General features: G+C 65.5%; 17 protein-coding genes. 12 read left to right on the top strand and 5 right to left on the bottom strand.

Features of this window, described 5'->3' with window-relative positions; genetic code table 11:
• Window positions 1–15 precede the first annotated feature (15 nt).
• From TF1_RS04620 to lhgO, 4 genes are all read left to right on the top strand, one after another.
• Window positions 16–912 carry a metal ABC transporter substrate-binding protein gene (locus tag TF1_RS04620; protein ID WP_016188759.1) on the top strand — a complete coding sequence of 299 codons (897 nt, stop codon included), beginning with the start codon at window positions 16–18 and terminating at the stop codon, window positions 910–912.
• Entirely contained in the window at window positions 909–1,640 is a 732-nt protein-coding gene (locus TF1_RS04615) for a metal ABC transporter ATP-binding protein (protein WP_011292088.1), read from the top strand. The genes TF1_RS04620 and TF1_RS04615 overlap by 4 nt, the downstream gene beginning before the upstream one ends.
• A complete protein-coding gene (locus tag TF1_RS04610; protein WP_011292087.1) occupies window positions 1,637–2,548 on the top strand; it encodes a metal ABC transporter permease in 912 nt (303 codons plus the stop codon). The genes TF1_RS04615 and TF1_RS04610 overlap by 4 nt, the downstream gene beginning before the upstream one ends.
• Before the next feature lie 704 nt (window positions 2,549–3,252).
• Window positions 3,253–4,458, top strand: coding sequence for an L-2-hydroxyglutarate oxidase (gene lhgO, locus TF1_RS04605; protein ID WP_038043772.1), 1,206 nt, complete (start codon window positions 3,253–3,255; stop codon window positions 4,456–4,458).
• Window positions 4,459–4,847: 389 nt separating this feature from the next.
• On the opposite strand, the gene TF1_RS16455 is transcribed toward lhgO, so the two are convergent.
• Window positions 4,848–5,249 (bottom strand): nuclear transport factor 2 family protein, encoded by a 402-nt coding sequence (locus TF1_RS16455; protein ID WP_016188757.1) that lies wholly within the window; start codon window positions 5,247–5,249, stop codon window positions 4,848–4,850.
• A gap of 595 nt (window positions 5,250–5,844) precedes the next feature.
• On the opposite strand from TF1_RS16455, the gene TF1_RS04595 reads away from it, so the two are divergent.
• Complete coding sequence (locus TF1_RS04595) at window positions 5,845–7,554, top strand: serine/threonine-protein kinase (RefSeq protein ID WP_016188756.1); 1,710 nt, start codon at window positions 5,845–5,847, stop codon at window positions 7,552–7,554.
• A 211-nt stretch (window positions 7,555–7,765) separates the two neighbouring features.
• Here TF1_RS04595 and TF1_RS15770 read toward each other — a convergent pair whose 3' ends face one another.
• Both TF1_RS15770 and TF1_RS15765 read right to left on the bottom strand, forming a co-directional pair.
• The gene (locus TF1_RS15770) at window positions 7,766–7,972 is read right to left on the bottom strand and encodes a DUF397 domain-containing protein (protein ID WP_016188755.1); all 207 of its coding nucleotides are present in this window, start codon (window positions 7,970–7,972) and stop codon (window positions 7,766–7,768) included.
• Complete coding sequence (locus TF1_RS15765) at window positions 7,969–8,772, bottom strand: helix-turn-helix domain-containing protein (protein ID WP_011292082.1); 804 nt, start codon at window positions 8,770–8,772, stop codon at window positions 7,969–7,971. Before TF1_RS15765 ends, TF1_RS15770 begins: the two co-directional genes overlap by 4 nt.
• Before the next feature lie 313 nt (window positions 8,773–9,085).
• On the opposite strand from TF1_RS15765, the gene TF1_RS04585 reads away from it, so the two are divergent.
• The 6 genes from TF1_RS04585 (at window position 9,086) to TF1_RS04560 (ending at window position 14,224) form a co-directional block, all read left to right on the top strand.
• Entirely contained in the window at window positions 9,086–9,529 is a 444-nt protein-coding gene (locus tag TF1_RS04585; protein ID WP_227481039.1) for an ATP-binding protein, read from the top strand.
• Window positions 9,530–9,982: 453 nt separating this feature from the next.
• A complete protein-coding gene (locus tag TF1_RS04580) occupies window positions 9,983–10,693 on the top strand; it encodes a DUF6882 domain-containing protein (RefSeq protein WP_016188752.1) in 711 nt (236 codons plus the stop codon).
• 576 nt (window positions 10,694–11,269) lie between these two features.
• The gene (locus TF1_RS04575) at window positions 11,270–12,103 is read left to right on the top strand and encodes an alpha/beta fold hydrolase (protein ID WP_011292079.1); all 834 of its coding nucleotides are present in this window, start codon (window positions 11,270–11,272) and stop codon (window positions 12,101–12,103) included.
• A gap of 247 nt (window positions 12,104–12,350) precedes the next feature.
• A complete protein-coding gene (locus TF1_RS04570; protein ID WP_011292078.1) occupies window positions 12,351–13,118 on the top strand; it encodes an SDR family oxidoreductase in 768 nt (255 codons plus the stop codon).
• Window positions 13,119–13,236: 118 nt separating this feature from the next.
• A complete protein-coding gene (locus TF1_RS04565; protein WP_011292077.1) occupies window positions 13,237–13,740 on the top strand; it encodes a hypothetical protein in 504 nt (167 codons plus the stop codon).
• A gap of 13 nt (window positions 13,741–13,753) precedes the next feature.
• Window positions 13,754–14,224: a DUF421 domain-containing protein gene (locus TF1_RS04560; protein ID WP_011292076.1), complete on the top strand. Its 471-nt coding sequence runs from the start codon at window positions 13,754–13,756 to the stop codon at window positions 14,222–14,224.
• 143 nt (window positions 14,225–14,367) lie between these two features.
• Here the strand turns inward: TF1_RS04560 and TF1_RS04555 are convergent, their stop codons facing one another.
• Entirely contained in the window at window positions 14,368–15,852 is a 1,485-nt protein-coding gene (locus TF1_RS04555) for a catalase (protein ID WP_016188751.1), read from the bottom strand.
• 1,547 nt (window positions 15,853–17,399) lie between these two features.
• Window positions 17,400–18,557: an acyl-CoA dehydrogenase family protein gene (locus tag TF1_RS04550; RefSeq protein WP_011292073.1), complete on the bottom strand. Its 1,158-nt coding sequence runs from the start codon at window positions 18,555–18,557 to the stop codon at window positions 17,400–17,402.
• 142 nt (window positions 18,558–18,699) lie between these two features.
• Between TF1_RS04550 and TF1_RS04545 the strand changes: the two genes are divergently transcribed.
• The gene (locus TF1_RS04545) at window positions 18,700–19,401 is read left to right on the top strand and encodes a TetR/AcrR family transcriptional regulator (RefSeq protein WP_011292072.1); all 702 of its coding nucleotides are present in this window, start codon (window positions 18,700–18,702) and stop codon (window positions 19,399–19,401) included.
• The last annotated feature ends 108 nt before the right edge of the window (window positions 19,402–19,509 follow it).

The raw sequence follows: 19,509 nt of genomic DNA, 5'->3' as shown, positions 1-19,509 counted from the left end.
ACCTTAAAAACCGGTGTGCTCGGTATTGTCCTCGCAGCACTTGCTGCGTGCGGCACCTCACCAGCCACACAGCTCGACGACGACCGGCCTGTCGTGCTCACCACCTTCACCGTCCTCGCTGACATGGCGCGCAACGTCGCCGGGGAGCACGCCCGCGTGGAATCCATCACCCGGGTCGGTGCGGAGATCCACGAATATGAGCCCACCCCCAGCGACCTGGTCCGTGCCCAGGCCGCTGACCTCCTCCTCGCCAACGGCATGAACCTGGAACTGTGGTTTGAGCAGTTCACCGACCCGCTCGACGTCCCCACCCGCGTGGTCACCGAGGGAGTCGAGACCATCCCTGTCGCCTCCGGGGACTATGCGGGCCACCCCAACCCGCACGCGTGGATGTCCCCGGACGAAGCCCTCGTCTACGTCGACAACATCCGGGATGCGCTCAGCGAACTCGACCCGGACCATGCCGCCGACTATGCGGCCAACGCCGAGGCCTACCAGGCTGAGATCACCGAGATCGGCGAGTTCCTCCGTGCTGAACTCGCCACAGTGCCCGAAGAACAGCGGGTCCTGGTCACCTGCGAGGGCGCATTCTCCTACCTGGCACGCGACACAGGGCTAACCGAGAAGTACCTGTGGCCGATGAACGCTGAAGGGGAAGGCACCCCCCAGCAGATCGCCTCCGTGGTGGAGTTCGTCCGTGAGCACAACGTCCCCGCGGTCTTCTGTGAAAGTACCGTCAACGACAGCGCCCAGCGCCAGGTCGCCCGCGAGACCGGTGCCGTCCTCGGCGAACCCTTGTACGTGGATTCGCTCTCCGACGCAAACGGCCCAGTCCCCACCTACCTGGACCTGCTGCGCCACGACGCGGAAGCCATCGTCGCCGGACTCACCGGACAGGGAGGCCGCTCGTGACCACCCCGCCCGCACTCGAAGTCCGCGAGGTCACCGTCCGCTACGGCGACGTCCTGGCACTCGACAACGTCACCGTGGAGATTGGACGCGGCGTCGTGTGCGGCCTGCTCGGCGCCAACGGCTCCGGCAAGTCCACCCTGCTGAAAACCATCGCGGAACTCGTCACCCCGCAGAGCGGACACGTGCGGATCCACGGCCTACCGCCCGCCCAGGCCCGCAAAAACGGCCTGCTGGGCTACGTCCCCCAGTCCGAACAGGTGGACTGGGCCTTCCCAGTGCGGGTGATCGACGTGGTGATGATGGGACGCTACGGTCACATGGGCCTTACCCGCCGACCCCGCAAGTCCGACCGTGACGCGGTAGCCGAAGCCCTCGAACGCACCGGACTCACCGACCTGGCCCACCGGCAGATCGGAGCCCTCTCCGGCGGCCAGCGGAAACGCGCGTTCATCGCCCGCGGCATCGCCCAAGGCGCCACCGTGTTCCTGCTGGACGAGCCGTTCGCGGGCGTAGACAAGCCCTCAGAACGCACCATCGTTCGCGTGCTGCGGGAGATGCGCGACGAAGGAGCCACCCTGCTGGTCTCCACCCACGACCTGGCCGGAGTGGGGGAGCTGTGCGACGAAGCCATCCTGCTGCACCGGCGCGTCCTGGCCCACGGCAGCCCGGACCGCGTCCTCGTACCCGAGCTGATGCTCCGCGCTTTCGGACTAGAGGAGCCCGCATGACCCTCATCGACTGGCTGACCGTCCCCTTCACGTTCGAGTTCATGCAGCGGGCACTCCTGGCTAGCGTGCTCGCGGGCGCAGTGTGCGCGGTGCTGTCCTGCTGGGTGACCTTGATCGGCTGGTCGCTGATGGGGGACGCCATCTCGCATGCGGTCCTGCCCGGCGTAGTGCTGTCCTACCTGCTCGGGCTGCCGTTCGCGGTGGGAGCACTGGTCTTCGGCGTAGGCTCGGTGGCGCTGATCGGCACAGTCAACCGCACGTCCCGCGTCAAAGAGGACGCCGCGATCGGCATCGTGTTCACCGCGATGTTCGCGCTCGGCGTGGTCATCATCTCCCGCATCTCCAGCGACACCGACCTGCGACACATCCTCTTCGGTAACCCGCTCGGCGTCAGCGACGTCGAGATCCTGCAGATCGTGGTGATGACCGTCGTCACGCTGGCCGTGGTGGCGTTCACCCACCGCGACTTGACCTTGTACGCTTTCGACCCGGCCCACGCGCACGTGATCGGGCTGCGGCCGCGCCGCCTGGAAGCACTGCTGCTCGGGCTGCTGGCGGTGACCGTGGTCATCGCACTCCAGGTGCTCGGCATCATCATGGTCGTCGCCATGCTGATCATCCCGGGCGCGACCGCCTACCTGCTCACGGACCGCTTCGAACGGATGATGCTCATCGCGGTGGCCACGTCAGTGGCTGCCTCGGTGGTGGGGGTCTACGCCAGTTTCCTGCTGGATGTGGCGCCCGGCGGCATGATCGTCCTCGTGCAGGCGCTGCTCTTCGCTGCCGCCTATCTGCTGGCACCCCGCTACGGCTTGCTCGCCCGCCGGGCAGGGGCACGGAGAGCAGCCGTCCTGGACACCGCCGAGGCGGCCCAGGGGACCGCTTCCGCAGAGCGGGTCCAGGGATAGCTTGGGCATGCGGCCCGGAGGAGAACGACCGCGTGCCCAAGGATGCCCACGGATTCCTTCGCTGCGCCCGGGTGGAGAAGAGAGCAGGCCGCGCAGGCATCGGGGAGGCCCGTCCTGGACCGTCTGGTCCTCGAGGGAGAGGTGCTCCGCATCGTCCGTCGCAGGGACCACCCCAGCAGGGATCAAGGACACCGCTGACAGCGGCGGTCAGTCCGAGCGCGAGCTTCTCTGCCCTGGCAAGGCCACGCTCAACGAGGAGCAGCAGCGCCGTAAGCTGGTCCCCGTGGAGACCGTTGCCCGCATGTGCTGGGGCAGCGAGCTGGAGGGGAAACCCCGGCTTCACCCCGTCGGCCGACTGGTCCTCGGATCCGACATCCCATAACCCCGGATTGGGGGGAGTGACACGCCCTCCGAACCCGGGGTTTTCCCTGCTCCGATTCCGGTTCCGGGCCTCCGTTCTTGGCCAGCGCAGCACACGTTCGTGCCCGCCCCGCTGCAGCGGAGGCAGTCTGCGCCGGGGAGACACCCACCCAGGCGGGAGCGGCTGTCACCGGCTCAGCTACGGGCTGTTCGCCGTGGTCTTCGCCCGCGACCGCAGGGCTGCGCACCACTGCATCGACGCGGTCGACTACCGTCAGGTCGCGGTCGACAACGGCGCTGAGCCTGGATCGCACACCTACCGGACAGGAAACAGGGAGACGGGAATGGCTGACGAGGTTGTGGGCATCGTCGGCGCCGGCATCATCGGGCTGGCGATCGGCCGGGAGATCATCCGCCGGTGGCCAGGCACGCGCGTGGTCGTGCTGGAAAAAGAAGACCGGATCGCTGCCCACCAGACCAGCCACAACTCCGGAGTCGTCCACGCAGGACTCTACTACAAGCCCGGCAGCCTGAAAGCCCGGCTGTGCACACGCGGTCGGGAGATGCTCCGCGAATACTGCACCGACCGCGGCCTGCCCTACGAGGAGTGCGGCAAGCTCGTGGTCGCGGTCAACTCCGAAGACGTGCGGCGGCTCGACGCCATCTACGCCCGCGCCGACAGCAACGCGGTGCCCGGGCTGCGCCGCATCGGGCCCGAGGAGATCCGCGCAATCGAACCGCACGCCACCGGGCTGGTCGCCCTGCACTCGCCGCACACCGCCATCACCGACTATCCGCTCATCTGCGCGTCTTTCGCGAAAGACATCACCGAGGCAGGCGGGGAGATCCGCTGCACTGCGCCGGTCACCCGCATCCGGGAAGTCAGCGACTCGATCGAGGTTGTCGCCGGCGGTCAGCCGGTGACCGTGGACCGCCTCATCATCTGCGCAGGACTGCACACCGACCGGGTTGCGCGCCTCGCCGGCGACGGGACCGAACCGCGGATCATCCCGTTCCGAGGCGAGTACATGCTGGTCAAACCAGAGAAGGCGCACATGGTGCGCGGTTTGATCTACCCGGTCCCGGATCCCCGCTACCCGTTCCTCGGCGTACACTTCACCCGCCGAGTCTCCGGGGAAGTAGAGGTCGGCCCCAACGCGGTGCTTGCGTTCGCCCGCGAAGGCTACCGGCTCGCCACGGTCAACCTGGCCGACCTGGGCGCTATCGCCTCCTGGCCCGGGTTCTGGGCGATGGCCCGCAAACACTGGGTGACCGGGCTGAAGGAGATGTACGGGTCGGTGTCCCAACGCGCCTACATGAAGGCCGCGCAACGGTATGTGCCGGAGATTGGTCCTGGCGACGTGGTCCGCGGCGGGGCCGGGGTCCGCGCCCAGGCGCTCGACCGTGACGGCAGCCTTGTCGACGATTTCCGCATCAATCAAATGGGGCGTATTACAGCGGTCCGCAACGCGCCATCGCCCGCAGCAACGTCGTGCATGGCTATTGCCGAATACGTGGTCGACGTTATTCACGGCCCAAAATCCCAGTAGGCCTCCGAACCTGTCCGAATTCTTCAGCGGCCGGTTGCGTGCCGGAAACACATCCCGAGCCCCCGAGAGTGGACAAGGCCTGCCCGCCGTGGACGCCTCGATGCACATGTGAAGAGAAGACAACCCGGACCGTCCCTGAACCCCGGGGTGCGGAAACGGATGGAGTTCAACGGACACTGTCGTGACCCGTTCAGCCGAGGAGTGCATCGCCTTGAGGGACGGAGGCGGGCGTCAACCGGGGCTCAGCGCTCCCCGTCCGGGGAGGGCGACCGCGCCGACTACACGCGCGAAGGGACCTTAATAGTCAGCCCGCCGAACGGTGCCGGGTGCTCCCGCGCGAACTCGTGCCTCTGGTGAGAACCCTGAGGAGAGCCGTCGCTGGCCGCGGGTCACGTGCGGGCTCCCCTCACCTCCGGGCCGGGAAGCGGAGTCTGTTGGTAGAGGGCCAGCCGCCAGCGGTCTTGCTGCCGGACATAGACACTCGACATGAGGGCACGGAACACGGACGGCTCTCCGGCACGGTATGCGGCCCCGGTGTAGACGAGGATGGCACTGTCGTCACCGGCAGCGACCAGTCGCGCATCGCTGATCTCATAGCCGCTCCACGGCGGGGTCTCGTTCAAGGAGACAGCCACGGCGGCACGGTCCAGCACCAGCCCGTTGGCGAGCACCATCACCCCGTCTTCAGTCATCAGTGAGGTGTAGAAGTCCGCTCCCGTGCCCGCGCACAGGGCGTCCCATCCGCGCTGTTCCCATCGGAGCAGATCGTTGAAGAGGCCGGGCTGCGACACGTACGTCACCTTTCGTGTGGATCCGAGCGCCTGGCCGGTGCCCGAGGACAGGACGTCCCGGACACCGGAGGAACACCGGGGACGGGATTCCCACCATGAGCGGAGCGAAACCCCGTCCTCGGTGCGACCGGACCCGCACCGACCAGGAATTACGACGAAAGGACTATCGAGAGTCGTCGCACACCTTCCGCTGTAGAGGGCGCCGCCCCAACACTGGACTGCCTGCCCCGGAGGACGCATACCGTGCTGGGCGAGGTAGGGGACAGAACCGTCTTCCCGCTCCGCGGACGGGAGCACCACCCCATACCCCGAAACATTAAGGACTCTTCCTGGTCGCTATCCAGATCGGATCTGGTCTGCCCCGCTGGGTGGACCGTCCCTGCGCCGCGGCGGACCGCCCCCGCAAGAAGCAAGGGAAACCAACGACCGTCGGGAGGCGTCCACGGCCCTGCGCTGCGCACCGGCCCCGGACGTCCACCACACCGAAGCCGTGTGAAGAGGCGCAATGAGTTCTGCTACCGGACGGTGGCGAGAGTCACCGCCCACTGCGGTAAAGAATGAGGAAGACAATGGCAGATGTCCAAGGGAGTTGCGTGTGCAGTCCGAGGCGGTGCTGGCAGGACGGTATCGGCTGGAAGAACGGCTAGGCCGAGGCGGCATGGGGGAAGTCTGGCGGGCCTTCGACCCGCACCTGGAACGCGAGGTTGCCGTCAAGCTCATCCTTAGCGGGGACAACGACGGTGTCCTCATTCGACGCTTCCAGCGCGAGGCCCGTATCTCCGCCAACATCCAACACCCCAATATCACCGCTGTCCACGACTTCGGCCACCACGAAGGCCAACTGTTCCTCGTCATGGAGCTGCTGCGCGGCCGTGACCTGGGCGCCGTCCTCGCCGACCATCCGCAAGGCATGCCGCTGGACCTTGTGGTGTCTGTAGCAGTGCAGGCCGCCGACGCCCTGCGAGCCGCACACACCCACCGGGTCGTCCACCGCGATCTCAAACCCGGCAACCTGTTCCTCCTCGACACCGGCCATGTCAAGGTCTGCGACTTCGGCATCGCCCACATCGCGGACGCCACCAGCCAGCTCACCGCGGTCGGTACCGCGCTTGGCACCCCCGCGTTCATGCCCCCAGAGCAGTGGAAAGGCGAAGAAGTCGACTCCCGCAGCGACGTCTACGCGCTCGGCGGTGTCATGCACACCATGCTGACCGGCAGAATCCCGTTCACCGGTCCGCTGCCCGCCCTGCTTGCCCAGCACCTCACCCAGGATCCGCCGCCGATCCGCGAGTTCCGGCCCGACGTGCCTTTGGAGCTCGCGGACCTCGTCGCCCGGATGATGGCCAAGGACCCTGCCGCCCGTCCCGACAGCCACGAACTGGGGGAGCTCATCTACCGGGCTGCCGCACCCGAGGCGTCCGGTTCCCCAGCGTTCTTTAGCCCGCAGATCGCCCCGCAGGCGCTCCCCACGGCACCGCCCACGGCAGCACCTGTACCGCCGCAGCCCTCTCATGCGACCGGGTATGCCGCACCCAGCCAGTGGATGCCTGCGGCCCCGCAGCCTCATCCCACTGCCCACCCGCCCGCGGAGGGCGACCCGCAGACGATGTTCACTCTCGGGCTGCGCCACCGTGAACAAGGCGACATCGCCGGAGCCGAGTCCTGGTACCGGAAGGCCGCGGAAGCCGGACATCTCGACTCCATGTTCAACCTCGCCCTCCTCTCCCGGGAACGCGGCAACCTGGTGGAAGCCGAATCGTGGTATCGGCGTGCCGCTGAGGTAGGCGACGTGGACGCTATGGTCAACCTCGGGGACCTGCTCAAGGAGCGGGGGGAGAGTGCGGAGGCTGAACTCTGGCATCGCCGGGCCGCGGAAGCCGGACACATCGCCTCCATGCACACTCTCGGCAACCTGCTCTACAGCAAAGGCGACACCGCAGAAGCCGAAACCTGGTGGCGCCGGGCCGCCGAAGCCGGAAACATCCGCGCCATGGGAGTGCTCGGCAATCTGCTGGAGCAGCGCGGTGACACGTTCGGTGCGGAGCAGTGGTATCGCCGGGCCGCCGAAGCCGGGAACCTCGACGCGATGGTCAACCTCGGCGTGTTATTGGAGAACCGGCATGACACGTTCGGTGCGGAGCAGTGGTATCGCCGGGCCGCCGACGCGGGGGACATCGACGCGATGGTCAACCTCGGCAACCTGCTGCACGGCCGCGGCGACATGGGCAGCGCTCAGTACTGGTGGCAGCGGGCCGCCCAGACCGGCAACACCCGCGCCCTGAACCATCTCAACCAGATGGGCTAAGACGTGGGCGGACGATAAGGTCGCGCCTGCACCGCGATGCCGAGACGGCCTGGGACCAGGGGTGACGTCCTTTCCCCATGAGGCCCGGGAGTCCGAAGCCTTGCCCGAGGGCACTCCACCCCATGATGGGAGCCCGGTGTACCAACCGGGTCTGAGGACCGGGGCCACGGCTACACACTGATCGCGACCCCGGAAATATGGCAGAAAACGGTTAACAAAAACCGTTTTTGAGGTTTCTGAGGAAAAGAGTCCATTCGGTGAGAGGGAAAACGAGGTATCCAAGGTTACGGTGTTGAGTGTCGCGGACGAGGATAGTTGTGGGGGTTTCTGCCACCTCGATGCAATTGCCACCATTGCCGCTGCTGTAGCTGGATTTGTGCCACCGGAGTTTGCTGAGATCCGTGTAGCCAGAGTTCATAGCTGGTCCTTTCTTCTGCGGATGTAGTCCGCAGAGGCGTGAGAAGACAACGCCTCGGACTGTAGTGCTGAGAATATCGCTGAGCAGTAGCGAACCTCCTGCTGTTGGTCGGTCAGCAGGCCACCGAGTGTGTGTTCCACATAGGCCATGGTGGGGCGGTCGTCAAAGGACATGATTCTGATCGGCCCTGTCAGCCCAGGATGCAGGGGGATTTCTTGCGGGAACACTTGAAACCTGATCGTGTGGTCCTCGATCAGGTTGAGAAGGTATGTCAATTGCTCTTTCATCACCGTTGGACTACCGGTGACACGATCTATGACGACTTGATCCACGACAAACCAGCAGAGCGGTCGGTCTGGTGCAGTCAGGATCTCACGTCTACTCATGCGGGCGTGAACAAGCTCGTCCACTTTTTCGGCGTTAGCCCATGGCTGAGCAGGGCGAATCAAAGATCGTGCATAGTCCTCGGTTTGCAGTAAACCTGGCAAAACGACCATTTGATACTCGCGGATTTCGACCGCCTTGCGTTCCAGGGCAAGGACGTTTTGAAACCACGAAGGGTGAGCGGGGATAGAGTTCAAGGAATCCCAAAGGCGGACGAGCCTTCCACCAGTGTTGAGAACCCGGTCCAGTGCCTCCGCATGATCCCTTTTGGCTCCTTTGCGACCTAGTTCGATACCACTGAGCATGCTCTGGCTGAGCGGGATCGCTCTGGCGAGCTGGGCTTGTGAATACCCTGATTGGACGCGTAACCGGCGGACCTCGGCGCCGAAGCGGGACCATGCAGGGTGTTTCACCACAGTTCTATGACTCCTTAGAACCGGACTAGAACTATTCAGTTTAGGTCTTCATAAATATTCAAAGAACAGCGCTAAGGCTGGAAAACCGTTGCTCGGTGCTGGAGTGTTGAACCGCCTCTGACCAGGCGGCAGTACCCGGAGCGATCACATCCACTCCGTTAGTACTTACCTACTGAACCCGAGTAGCGGCGAGGAGAGAGCCTATGCGCCACCCTCCACTTCGTTCTTTCCACGAAACACGGGATTCGTTCATTATTTATTGCCCTAAATGTCCATTTCTGTGTTTCTGTGGAAAGGCTGCGGCCTGGTGAGCATGACCTCTATCGCCTTACCTGGAACCCCCGACAGCGTGGCTGCCGCCCGCCGCTTTGTGGTCGAGGTGGTCCGCTCGTGCCCGTGGATCACTACCGCTGCAGACGTGCTTGACCGGGCCGCGTTGATCGTGTCTGAACTCGCCACCAACGCCCTCCGGCACACCCGCTCTGGCGACCCCGGAAACTCCTTCACCGTCCGAGTGGACGTGAACGAGCACGGAGTGCGGATCGAAGTGCACACCCTCCCACCGCGCCAGTGGGACTCGGTTCCGCACGTCGTCACACCCGACGACCCGTCCCGGGAACACGGACGCGGCCTCTACCTGGTCGACCAGTGGTCCCACCGGTGGGGCACGCTGGGCCCTTGGACGGAGGGCGTCTACTCCGTCGTGCGCTGGGACGGTGATCCCTGCCTCGCCGAGGATCAGGCGGGGAACCGGTGACGCCCCGTCCCGGCCAGGGCGGGGTAACGCCGTGCTCCAACCGCGGTCCCACGCTGGTGGGATGGCTGTCCTCGTCGGTGCCGCCATCCCACCGAGCTCAGGAATTCCTACGGGAAGAGCTGAAGCCTCCGCTGCCGCGGCGCGCCCCCAGCCGCCACTGCTTCACCCAGTCCGTGCCAACCTGAACAGTCGGCCCCCGCTCCGGAAACGCGCAGGAAAGCTGCGCAGCGGCCCACGGTTCCTCAGCCCTGGACAGCTCCAGAACCGACCGGTGCAGTGCGGGGATCCTGCTGAGGCCGGCTCACGGCAGACCGCAGGAGCTGCGGTCACCGGTCTCCGAGGACAGTCGACAGGACACGGTGACGGGTCGGTCAACCATGGGGGAGCAGGCCTCAGCGGCGGAGGCGGAAAGTGTCACCACCTCCCCCTAACATCCCCAGCATGCCCACACCGATGACACTGACAGACCTGATCGACGACGCCGCCCTCTTCTCCCTGGAACACCAGCTCCACCTCGTGGACGTGCTCGGCGAACACGACTGGCACGCTGACCTGCGCGCACCACGGCTCGAATTCATTGGCCCGGAGAAGACCCTGGTCTGTGAACGGTTCCACCTGCTAGGCACCGCTGCCCCCGGCCCCCGGTCATGGTTGTGGGCGTGGGCCAACCCCAGCGGTTTCCCCGAAGAGCTGACCCGCCTCTCCGCCGAGCTGCGCGCCCACGGTGAACGGCTCGGCATCCCCGAGCTGACCCGCGCCGAAATCCCCTTTGCGGAGCTACCGAAGAACCCGGAGCACCCGGTCCAGGTCGCGTTCCTGTTCGCTGAGGCCGCCAAAGCCCTGAGCGGATGCTGGACCTTCTACACCGGTGAGGTCAGCGGAGGAACCCGCGTCGCTTTCCTCATGGAACATCCCGATTTCATGCTCCCCGCCCCCGAGCCGGCGCGGACCATGCGAGTCATCCAGCAGGCGCTCGCCGATCTTCCCCTGTCCAACCACAGGCGCGCCCTGTCCAGCTACGCCGCACTGCGCGGCTTCCAGCAGCAGACCACCCCGGACGGGAACGGTCTTATCCTCACCGGACCCGGATTCGACGTGAGGGCCGACTTCAACGACCAAGGACTGATAACCCACCTCAACCTCACCGCACACCCCGGCCAGTAGCGTCGCCGCGTCCCAGGGAGGAAAGGGGCCAAACCTGTGCCGTGCCCGGGCCCGGACAGGGCCCGGGCCAGCGAGCGGCAGCGCGGCTTCCCCTCTGCCGGCCCGTGCGTACGGAGCCGGTCCACGTATCCAGGTCCCCGTCTCTGCTTGCCGATGTCTTTCAGCGACGGGAACCGCCTCCCCGGTACCCGGGTGCTGCGGGTCTGAAGAGCCCTCCGAGCAGCCGAAACAAAGAGTCGGAGAACTGTACCGCAACCGATGCGAGACCCTGCAGGGCGGAAAACCTGGGGCAGCGCAAGGTAAGGAGCAGCACGGACGGGCACGCAGCAGTCGCCGCCCGCTGCGTGCCGGCCATGCCCGTCCCGGACAGGCATGCCCCCTCCCTGGCACCAGGGAGCAGAGCTCTCAGTAGAGAACCGGTGAGCGGCACGCCGGGATTTCGTCAAAAGTACGGCGATTCTTCCTAATATCCGCGGTCGGAGAGTTGAAGGAAGGATGTGGCCGGTAGTTACCCCACGGCGGACCAGCAGAGTGCAACTGCCTTGACCGTCTGATGAATGAAGAAGGCGAGCCGATATGTCTTTTGTCACCGTGGGAACAGAGAACTCTTCCGCTATTGGGGTCTACTACGAAGACCACGGCAGCGGGCAACCGGTCATCCTCATTCACGGATACCCGCTCAACGGCCACTCCTGGGAGAAGCAGGAGCGGGCACTGCTCGAAGCGGGCTACCGGGTCATCACCTACGATCGGCGCGGCTTCGGCCGGTCAACCCACACCACGACCGGCTACGACTACGACACGTTTGCCGCCGACCTGAAAGCTCTCATCGACCACCTGAGCCTCTCCGACGTCATCCTCGTCGGCTTCTCCATGGGAACCGGTGAGGTGGTCCGCTATCTGAGCCGCTACGGTTCTGACCGGGTCAGCAAGGCTGTGCTGCTTGGCGCACTCCAGCCGTTCCTTCTCAAAACCGGCGACAACCCCCAGGGCGTGGACGCCGAAGTGTTCAAGAAGATCGAAGAGGCGATCCTCGACGACCGGTTCGCCTACTTCAAGAACTTCCTCGACAACTTCTACAACGTCGACGTCTTCGGCGGGAAGCGGATCAGCAAAGAAGCATGGCAGAACAGCTTCAACGTCGCCGCTTCCTCCTCCGCATACGCCACCTACGCCTGCGTGCAGGCCTGGCTCACCGACTTCCGCCCCGACCTGCCGCGCATCGACGTTCCCGTGCTCGTCATGCACGGCTCAGCCGACCGCATCCTGCCGATCAGCGCTACCTCGGACCGGCTGCCCGACCTGCTCGGCGAAGTGGAGTACATGGTGGTGGATGGCGGGCCGCACGCGATCAACTGGACCCACGCCGAGGAAGTCAACAGTGCACTGCTCGGCTTCCTGCGGGGATGATATTCGCGCCCCTCGGTGAAGCAGCCGGGTGAGGACAGTCCCGGGCCGGATGAGCGGGCCCGGGCAGCCGACGGTGGGCGCGCCCGGAAACAGCAGGCCACCGGGCGCGCCCGCGTAGCGGGGAGCCGTTTCCCTGCCCGTGGCACCGCAGTCCCGCCCTGCCAGTGATGCACGGTGAGTCCCGTGCGGGAACGCATGCTCCCCGCAAGTGGGGGAAGCGGATCCCAAAGACCACGGGGAGACAACGATGACTTCACCTGTTTTGGTTACCGGGGGCACGGGAACGCTCGGCCGGCACGTCGTGCCGCTGCTGCGCGAGTCCGGCCGCAAGGTGCGGGTGCTCAGCCGCCACCCGCATCCGGACGCAGACGGTGTCGAATACGTCGTCGGCGACCTGCGCCGCGACATCGGGGTGGCGCCCGCCGTAGCCGGGGTCGACACGGTGCTGCACCTGGCCGGGGCGCCTCGGGGCGACGACACGGCAACCCAGGCCCTTGTTCGGGCTGCTGCACACCACGGGGTACGCCACCTGGTGTTCATCTCGATCATTGGAGTGGACCGGGTGCCGCTCAGGTTCTACCGGACGAAGCACCGTGCCGAGCAGATCGTGGCTGCTTCCGGTGTGCCGTGGACGACGCTGCGCGCCGCCCAGTTCCACGACCTGGTGTTGGATGCGGTCCGCAACCTCGCGAGGCTGCCGGTCGTGCCGGTCCCCGGTGGGTTGCGTCTGCAACCTGTCGACGCAGGCGATGTCGCTGCCCGGCTGGTGGCCCTGGCTGCTGCCGGGCCTGCCGGGCGGGTCCCGGACCTGGCCGGGCCGCGAGTGTATGCGACAGGCGACCTTATCCGCAGCTACTTGCGGGAACGCGGCGCGCACCGGCCTTTGCTCTCAGTGCCGATCCCGGGGAAGATCGGCCGTGCCTACCGGCAGGGAGACAACCTTGCCGCACCGGAAGCGGACACGGGCAGCAGGACGTGGGAGGACTTCCTTGCGGAACGGGTAGGTGCGGGATAGCGCCGTGCCAGGGGTCTCACTGCGGTGCGCTGCGACGCTGGTGGGGCGGGGCGGCCGCGAACGCGGCGGGCAGGGGCGGCCGATACCGGGCTGCCCTGGCTGCGCGGGAAGGGGAGGAATGGGGGACAGCGAGCAGGAGGTGATTTCCAGCAGCGAGGCGTCCCAACGGTTCGAATGGCGGGTGGAGCGGATTGCGTGGGTGCTGGCCGCACTCCTGTTCGCCCTCGCGCTGCTGGGTGTGTTCGGGGGAGGGCCGCTGAGCCGGGCCAGTGCCGGAAGCAGCGACCAGACCGTGCAGGTCGACTACGAGCGGTTTGTGCGGGTCGCCACCTCCACCACCCTGAAGGTCGTCATTGCTCCCCGGGCGGTGCGGGAGGGGGAGGTCGCACTCGGGCTGTCCCACGAGTTCCTGGAAGCGGTCACGGTTCAAGGTATCACTCCGGTGCCGGCTGCCGTGGCCAGCAGAGCCGACCGGGTGGTCTACCGGTTCACTGCCCCCCACGAGGGGGAACCGGTGAAAGTCACCTTCGACCTCCGCACCGAGCACTCCGGACTGCACTGGGCGCGGATCGGTGTCGAAGGGGCGGTGCCAGCGCGGTGGTGGCAGTTCATCTACCCGTAAGAGGGAGAAGCTTGTGGACTCGGTGCTGCGTGCGGTCGCGATCTACGTCATTCTGGTGGTGGTCTTCCGGCTCGCCGGGAAACGCAGCATGGCGCAGCTCACCACATTCGATCTGCTCCTGCTGTTGGTGATTTCCGAAGCCACCCAGCAGGCACTGCTCGGCAACGACTATTCGGTCACCAACGCCGCCCTGGCGATCCTCACCCTGGTCGCCGTGGGACGCACCGCCGACTTTCTGAGGTGGCGGTTCCCCTGGTTCGCCCGGCTGACGCAGAGTGTGCCGGTGGTGCTCGTCGCCCAGGGGAAGGTGCTGGCCGAGCAGTTGGCCAGGAACCACATCGACGAAAGCGAGATCCTCGAAGTCGCCCGCAGCAGCCAGGGGATTTCGCGGATGGAGCAGATCGACTACGCCATTTTGGAGGAGTCGGGCACGATCAGCATCCTGCCGAAACGGAAAGCGCCCACCAGCCCTCTGGGGGAGTGACCCTGCCGGGCAGCCGCAGACCATGCCCGCTCCGCGGGAAACAGAGCCCTTGGAGCCGGAACAAGAAAAGCGGTGGCACGGGGGAGGGGCCCGCACCACCGCGGAAACTACTGACCTGTGCTGGTCACCTGGTCAGCAGCGTATCACCGAGCGATCTCGTGGTACCGCTTCTCGATCCGCTCGCCGATGGTCTCGTCGATGTTCTTCCAGTACTGGAAGGCCCGGGAGAGCACCGGCTCGACGACACCCTTGGACAGGTGGTCGGCGACCGTCTCCACGAGCCGGTCCCGCTGGGCGTCGTCGAAGACCTCGCGGACCAGGGTGCCGGCCTGCGAGAAGTCGTCGTCCTCAGCGTGCAGCTCGTAGGCGCTGCGCACCAGCTCGCCGTCGGCCTCCCAGCTGTCCTCGACCGGGCCGGTCTGGTCAGACCAGGGACGGCCGTAGGAGTTGGGCGCGTACACCGGGGCCTTGCCGGAGTGCTCGTAGGTCATGTGCCCGTCGAAGGTGTAGGAGTTGACCTTCACCCGCGGCTTGTTCACCGGCAGCTGGAAGTAGTTGGTGCCGATCCGGGCCCGGTGGGCGTCCGCGTAGGCGAAGACGCGGCCCAGCAGCATCTTGTCCGGGGAGACGCCGATACCCGGGACCAGGTTCGACGGCGCGAACGCGGCCTGCTCGATCTCGGCGAAGAAGTTCTCCGGGTTGCGGTTCAAGGTCATCTTGCCGACCTTGATGAGCGGGTAGTCGCTGTGCGGCCAGACCTTGGTCAGGTCGAACGGGTTGAACCGGTAGGTCTTGGCGTCCTCGTACGGCATGACCTGCACGTAGAGGGTCCAGCTCGGGTAGTCCCCGCGTTCGATGGCCTCGACCAGGTCACGACGGTGGAAGTCGGCGTCCACACCGGCGAGACGCTCGGCTTCCTCGTTGGTCATGTTCTCGATGCCCTGGTCGGTTTTGAAGTGGTACTTGACCCAGAACTTCTCGCCCTTGGCGTTGATCCACATGTAGGTGTGCGAACCGTAGCCGTTCATGTGGCGCCAGGTCCGCGGCAGGCCGCGGTCACCCATGAGGTAGGTGACCTGGTGGGCGGTCTCCGGGTTGAGGGTCCAGAAGTCCCACTGCATGTTGTTGTCGCGCAGACCCGTGTCCGGCATCCGCTTCTGGGAGCGGATGAAGTGCGGGAACTTCATCGGGTCGCGGACGAAGAAGATCGGCGTGTTGTTGCCGACCAGGTCGTAGTTGCCCTCAGAGGTGTAGAACTTCAGAGCGAAACCGCGCACGTCCCGCCAGGTGTCCGGGGAGCCCTGCTCACCAGCGACCGTGGAGAACCGGGCGAGCATCTCGGTACGGGCACCCTTCTGGAACAGGGCAGCCTTGGTGTACTGGGAGACGTCCTCCGTGGTTTCGAAGACACCGAAGGCACCGGCGCCCTTGGCGTGCGGGTTGCGCTCGGGGACCCGCTCACGGTTGAAGTGGGCGAGCGTCTCAACGAGCCGTACGTCGTGCAGCAGCAGCGGGCCGTTGCTGCCCACGCTCAGCGAGTTGCGGTCGCTAGCCGCAGGCGCACCAGAGTCGAGCGTGGAGCCCGTGGCGTTGCTCGCAGTGGACAGTGCCTCGTTGGTCTCGGTCAAGTCGGTCTCCTTGATCGTGGATATGGCTGGTAGAGATCGGGACGGCGCCGGCCCGGAAGTTCCGGTGTGGCGCGACAGTGCCCGCGTGGTGGGGCTCACCTCAGCGGACGAGAGTCGGCTGGGCCAATGTGCGGGGCCAACCCGACACTTCCCCGGAGGGAGGCGCCCACCTCTTCCCAACATATCTTTTCTGGAATCATTCCAGAAAACTAGGGACTCAAGTCTCTTGGGTGGTGTGACCTATGCCACTTTAGTGGGCGGATGTGGAGCGGAGCGCCCAGTTCGCGGCTGCACGACGCACGAGAGATGCGGGACGGTGGTCTGACCCTACTTCTGCCCCGCATTCGTCCCGTGCTACAGCCAGTCTTTCCCATGGGTCGACGAGCGTGGAGCATCGACGCTTCCGGCAGCGAAGCACCCCCAGCCGCCGGGCAATTCTGACAGAGAGCCGCGTTTCCGTCGCCGGAGTGCACCGACACCGCTGAAGTGCAGAGGAGAGCAAAACCGGATTTTCCGCTCGCCCAGCAAGATCTCTGGATTTCCTGTAACACTGCTGCAGGAGAGAGCCGGGGAAAAGATTATTCGCCAGCGCCAATACCACATCACTAGTGATGGGTTTCCTTTTATGGAAATGTGGAACTGCTGGAGTTGGTGATAACGGATTTCGGTCGGCGGGAAAGGAGAGTATGAGGATTCTGCTGCAGATTTCCGGGCTGCTCTGCAGGAGAGAAGAGAGTGGTTCTGGTGGGGGAAGCACATCGGTGAGAGAAGCGGTTCGCGCAGCCGCGTCATCGCGATTCCTCTCCCGATCGCCGTACTGTGCTGGAGCCAGGGGAGTGCACGGGAGGAGAGCATACGCGCAGCCCGGTGCGACAGGAGCATCTCTCCTACCACTCGTCCTGAACAGTGAATACGCTGCCCATGCACCGGATGGTCCGCAGGGTGTCGCTGCGAGGATGCAACGGAAAAGCCCTTCGGAAACAATGCTCCGAAGGGCGGATGTTGCTGTTCTCTCCACCGTTTGTCGAGCAGGCTGACAGGAGTAGGTCGCCCCAAGGGGTTTCGATCACCATTCCATCCGGGGTGAGTTTTGCGGGCTAGACGAGCGTCATAATCCCTAGCCCCACAAGGATCAGCAGAACAACCACGGCCCAAAGACAGCCTTCCCCGGATCGGATGTCGAACGCGACCGTGGATACCTGCGGTAGTGCCCTCGGACATAGCTTCCGTCTCTGCGCCGATAGCCGCGGACCCAGTACCGCTCACCGCTGGGCATGCGCACCTCACACGACATAAAAAAGGGACGGAATTCTCTATTGTGAATAATCCGCCCCGACAATGTCGGCTGATAATCGGAAAACTCACCGCAAGGTCAGCGGCAGCTCACCGTCTCGAGAGCCAGGCACGCTCGACCATCGGTAAGAGACGGCCTCGGGGACCGGGGACCGCGGGCGGGCCGTGCCAAGGAAACGCCCCTCGGAGCTGGGCTCCGAGGGGCGCAAACGGATCCTCCGGTCAGCAGCACTGGCCTCGCCAGCGCTGCTCGCTCACTTCTTCAAGAGCTGCCGGGCCATGACCACCCGCTGGATCTGGTTGGTGCCCTCGTAGATCTGGGTGATCTTGGCGTCGCGCATCATCCGCTCGACCGGGTAGTCCCGGGTGTAGCCGTAGCCGCCGAGTAGTTGCACCGCGTCAGTGGTGATCTCCATTGCCACATCCGAGGCGAAGCATTTAGCGGCGGCACCGTAGAAGGAGAGGTCGGCGTCGTCGCGCTCGGACTTGGCGGCAGCGACGTAAACCATCTGGCGGGCCGCTTCCAGCTTCATGGCCATGTCGGCGAGCATGAACTGGATGCCTTGGAAGTCGGCGATGGCCTTGCCGAACTGCTTGCGCTCCTTGACATAGCCCAGGGCGTAGTCGAGCGCCCCCTGGGCGATGCCCACAGCCTGGGCGCCAATGGTGACGCGGGTGTGGTCGAGGGTGCGCAGCGCGGTACGCAGTCCTTCCCCGACCTTGCCCACCAGGCGGTCGCCGGGGATACGGACATTGTCGAAGATCAGTTCGCGCGTGGGCGAACCTTTGATGCCGAGCTTGCGTTCCGGTTCTCCAAAAGAGAACCCGGGATCGTCGATGTGGACGACGAAAGCGCTGATGTTGCGTCCGCGCGGCCCGTCCGGGTCGGTGACCGCCATCACCGTGTAGTACTTGGAGATTCCGGCGTTCGTGATCCACGACTTCTGGCCGTTGAGGATCCAGTCGTCGCCGTCGCGGACGGCACGGGTGCGCATGCTCGCGGTGTCGGATCCCGCCTCGCGCTCGGAGAGCCCGTAGGAGAACATCGCCTCGCCAGATGCCAGTTCGGGCAGGTAGCGCTGCTTCACCTCGTCAGATCCGGAGAGGATCAGCGGCATCGAGCCGAGCTTGTTGACCGCGGGGATGAGGGAAGAGGAGGCGCACACCCGGGCGATCTCCTCAATGACGATGCAGGTCGCCAGCGCGTCTGCGCCAACACCGCCGTACTCCTCCGCGACGTGGGGAGCGTGGAAGTCGCTGGCGCGCAGCGCCTCGTAGGCCTCCTGCGGGAAGCGGGACTGCTCGTCGACGTCGGCCGCGTGCGGGGCGATCTTGTCTTCAGCGACGGAGCGGATGGCTTCGCGGAGGGCTTCGTGCTCCTCGGTGGGCCGGTAGAGGTCGAAGTCACTCATGGGGTCTCCTAGCGTCGCGAACATCCCCAGTATGACACTAAGTGTCAATAAACGGAACTAAGTGTCAGTATGGGGGATAGGTAGTCATGCGGGCAGAATGGGGCGGCGGTTCCCAGGGGTCGAACGAGTGCGAGGAGAGGTGATGGCGGGGCGTACGGAGGGCCGCGGGGTTGTTGCCGCGGCGCTGCGACTATTCGACGAGAAAGGCTTCGAAGCGACCACGATGGACGACGTCGCGGTCGCCGCCGGAGTGAGCCGCAGCACCCTGTTTCGGCGCTTCGGGTCTAAAGACGACCTGCTCTTCGCTGACCAAGAAGAGCTGGTGGAGGCGGTGCGCACCCATCTCGCCTCCTCGCCCGAAGACCCAGTGAGCGCCGTGTGCTCGGCGGCGCGCATGGTGCTCCGCTCCTACACCAGCCAGCCCGACCTGGCCGTGCGCCGCTATCGCCTGGTGCGGACCCGTCCTGCGCTACGGGACCGCGAAATCGCAATGACGGCGCGCTACCAGTCGCTCTTCACCCAGCACCTGACCGGCGGGCACAGTGACGAGTCGCGGGTGCTCGCCGCGGAAGTAGTGGCTGCGGCAGTAATTGCCGCGCACAACCATGTGCTACGGATGTGGCTGCGCGCTCCGGAAGTCACGTCGCCTTCGCCGCTGGAGCGGCTCGACCAGGCCTTGGCGTTCGTCGTGGACATGATGGCGCCCGCACTACGCCGCAGCGGTGAGCAGCGGTCGGATGAGCGGGGGGACCGTGCGGTGCTTGTGGCGGTCTACCCAGCGGGGGCGTCCCACGAAGAAGTGCTGGCACGGGTCCGCGCGGCCTTGGAATCACCGCGGAACTAACCCCGAGAAATTGTCCTAAAACAGGGCATTTGTCGCTTTTATTGTCTGGCGGGGATCAATTTCGGGAAACACGGACATTACCTGGCCATTCCTGTGGTTTGATGATCT

Origin of the sequence: Thermobifida fusca NBRC 14071 = JCM 3263, from assembly GCF_001592045.1 — a bacterium.
In the GTDB taxonomy this organism is placed as follows: Bacteria; Actinomycetota; Actinomycetes; order Streptosporangiales; family Streptosporangiaceae; genus Thermobifida; species Thermobifida fusca.
This window is presented reverse-complemented; position numbering and strand designations above follow the sequence as displayed.